Below are 2836 nucleotides of genomic sequence, written 5' to 3' on the forward strand. Positions count from 1 at the left end.
TCGATGTAGCCGTACTGGGCTTTCCAGTCCAGTGAGGAGTTCTCCGCGCTGGAGACGAGCCGCATCGCGATCTCCTTCTTCGCCGGATCGTCCAGCCCGGCCGGCGTGGCGGAGGAGATGGTCCCACCGGGCCCGCCCGGTCCGCCCGGTCCGCCCGGGACGGCGGAGGCGGCGGGGCCGGATGTGCACGCGGCGCAGAGCGCGAGCAGCGGCGCCAGCAGGACGAGCAGCAGTCGGCGGAGCGCGTGGAGCACCTACCGGTCCCTTCCCCGTGGTGTGCACCGGATCCCGAGTGTGTACCGGCCGGATCATGAGATTACGGGAGTAGTCCGGGATTACCCCGTATGGGTGGTGGACGGCGGGTGAACCGTGGCCTGCGGAGCGGAGGTTCGCGGCTTCTCCCTGCTTGGCTTGTCTCCGCGCGGCTTCTCCTTACGGAGGAGAGCCGCCGCCACCGCGAGCGCCGCCACGGCCATGCCCGCCGCCGTACGGAACGCGAGCCGGTAGCCGTCGCTCAGTGCCGACACCGCGTCCTCGCCCGCGCTGAGCAGCTCGCTCGTCCGGCCGGAGGCGAGCGTCGTGGTGACGGCGAGACCGAGCGCACCGCCCACCACCTGGCCGGTGTTGAACAGGCCCGACGCGAGACCGCCGTCCTCCGGCCGTACGTCCGCCATCGCCAGGCCCGTGAGCGCCGGCATGGCGAGACCGAAGCCGATGCCGAGCAGCAGCATCACGGGCAGTACGTCGACGGCGTACGAACCGTCCGAGGGCGCCCGCCCGAACAGCGTCAGCCCGGCGACGATCAGTACGAGCCCGGCGAGCAGCACACGCCGGGGCCCGAACCGTACGGTCACCCGGGCCGACAGGCCCAGCATCAGCACACCGATGACGACCGGCGCGGGCAGGAACGCGAGGCCCGTCAGCAGTGCGTCGTAGCCCAGCACCCGCTGGATGTAGAGCGCGCCGAGATACTGGAAGGTGAACATCCCGGCGACCATCAGCAACTGCACGAGATTCGCGCCGACCAGCGTCCGTGAGCGCAGCAGCCGTGGACGCAGCAGAGGATCGGCCGCGTACGACTGCTCTACGGCGAAGCCCGCGAGCAGCAGTACGGAGAGTCCGCCGAGCCCGAGAGTGCGGGTGGATGTCCAGCCGTGGTCGGCGGCCTTGACGATGGTGTGGACACCGAGCATCAGCGCCGCCGTGACCAGCACCGCGCCCAGGTAGTCGGCGCCCTTGCCGAGGCCCTGTCCGCGGTCGTTCTCCAGCACGCGCGTGGCGGCGATCAGCGCGGCCACTCCGATCGGCAGATTGATCAGGAAGATCGAGTGCCAGCCGAGCGCCGAGGTGAGGGCGCCGCCGAGAAAGGTGCCGAGCGCGCCGCCCGCGGCGCCGACCGCGCTGAACACGGCGATGGCCCTGGCCCGGTCACGGCCCTCCTCGAAGAGCGCCACCAGCATCCCGAGGACGACCGCCGAGGTCATCGCTCCTCCGACACCCTGGAGAAAGCGCGCGGCGATCAGGGTGCCGGAGCCGGTGGAGAGCCCGCAGAGCAGCGAGGCGGCGGTGAACACGGCGAGTCCGGAGACGAACATCCGCCGTCTGCCGATGAGATCACCGAGCCGTCCCGCCAGCAGCAGGAGTCCGGCGAAGGCGATCAGATAGGCGTTGACGACCCAGGCGAGACCGGCCGGTGAGAAGCCGAGGTCGGACTGGATCGCGGGCATCGCCACGGTGACGATACTGCCGTCGAGAACGGTCATCAGGGTTCCCGCGCACAGCACGGTCAGCGCTGTCCAACGGGAGTGACGGGCAGGTGGTACGACCCTGTCCATAGGCTTCGGACCTCCAAAGGTGCACGATATGTAACGGGCTTATCGTGGGCGGCCGTCCAGTCCGCCGGTAAGGAGGCACTTCGATGTCCCAAGGGAACACGCGCGTAACGACGCAGCTCGTGCACGCGCAGGCGTGCCCGGTGCGGGAAGTTCTTGACAGGGTCGCCGGGAAGTGGAGCGTCCTGATCATCGTCGCCGCCGCCCATGGACCGATCCGCTTCACGGAGCTGGAGCGCTCTGTCGAGGGCATCAGCCGGCGGATGCTCACCCTGACCCTGCGCAATCTGGAGCGTGACGGGCTGCTGATCCGTACGGTGCATCCGACGGTCCCGCCCAAGGTCGAGTACGAACTGACGGCGGTGGCCCGCGAACTGCACGCCTCGCTGCTGGGACTGACGGACTGGGCCGAGCGCCACCGGGTGACGATCGCCGAGTCGCGGGCGGCGTACGACGAGGCGCACGGGCGCGGTCTGAACGCCGTCTGAGCGCGGACCGAACGGGGTCTGAGGCGGCCGGGGTTGGGCCGGGAACGAGGCGTTGTCAGACCCTCGTGGCACGATTCCGGTCATGGATCTCGTACAGGTATTCACCGATCTGGACGCCCAGCCATGGGCGGAGTTCGAGCACGCCTACGGCAGCGCCGAGGATGTGCCCGCGCTGCTGCGTGGGCTGGCGAGCGAGGACGAGGAGGAGGTGTCGTCGGCGCTGGGCGAGCTGTACGGCAGCATCTTCCACCAGGGCTCGGTGTACGAGGCCACCGCGCGCGCAGTGCCGTATCTGGCCGGGCTGGCCGCCGCCGGAGTCCAGAGTTTTGAACTGCTCCTTCTGCTGGGCGGGATAGCCGAGAGCGAGGACGAGCGGGACGGCGAGGCGGCCGGCGGCTGCCGGGCGGCCGTCATCGCCCAACTGCCCCTGATCCTGCCGTTCGTGGAGGCGGACGACGCACGGCTGCGGCAGGCGGCGGTCTGGGCGGCGGCCAGAACGGGAGCGGCGGAGCCGGT

At 70.3% G+C, this 2836-nt stretch carries 2 protein-coding genes and 2 pseudogenes; 2 read left to right on the top strand and 2 right to left on the bottom strand.

Going from position 1 to position 2836, the window contains the following annotated elements; translation table 11 throughout:
- Together GA0115259_RS42610 and GA0115259_RS31980 are read right to left on the bottom strand one after the other, a co-directional pair.
- Window positions 1-254 (bottom strand): annotated as a pseudogene (locus GA0115259_RS42610) (chitosanase); the annotation flags it as partial.
- A gap of 81 nt (window positions 255-335) precedes the next feature.
- Window positions 336-1835 (bottom strand): MFS transporter, encoded by a 1500-nt coding sequence (locus GA0115259_RS31980; RefSeq protein WP_093603452.1) that lies wholly within the window; start codon window positions 1833-1835, stop codon window positions 336-338.
- Between the two features lie 83 nt (window positions 1836-1918).
- On the opposite strand from GA0115259_RS31980, the gene GA0115259_RS31985 reads away from it, so the two are divergent.
- Both GA0115259_RS31985 and GA0115259_RS31990 read left to right on the top strand, forming a co-directional pair.
- Window positions 1919-2320 carry a winged helix-turn-helix transcriptional regulator gene (locus tag GA0115259_RS31985; protein WP_093603454.1) on the top strand — a complete coding sequence of 134 codons (402 nt, stop codon included), beginning with the start codon at window positions 1919-1921 and terminating at the stop codon, window positions 2318-2320.
- Between the two features lie 82 nt (window positions 2321-2402).
- A pseudogene (locus GA0115259_RS31990) lies at window positions 2403-2836 on the top strand (hypothetical protein); the annotation flags it as partial.

The organism is Streptomyces sp. MnatMP-M17, assembly GCF_900091995.1.
Classification (GTDB): Bacteria; Actinomycetota; Actinomycetes; order Streptomycetales; family Streptomycetaceae; genus Streptomyces.

What these genes read in the sequence shown, in the direction of transcription:
- GA0115259_RS31980 (WP_093603452.1), bottom strand. Translation starts at nt 1,835, where the DNA reads ATGGACAGGGTCGTACCACCTGCCCGTCACTCCCGTTGGACAGCGCTG.
- GA0115259_RS31985 (WP_093603454.1), top strand. Translation starts at nt 1,919, where the DNA reads ATGTCCCAAGGGAACACGCGCGTAACGACGCAGCTCGTGCACGCGCAG.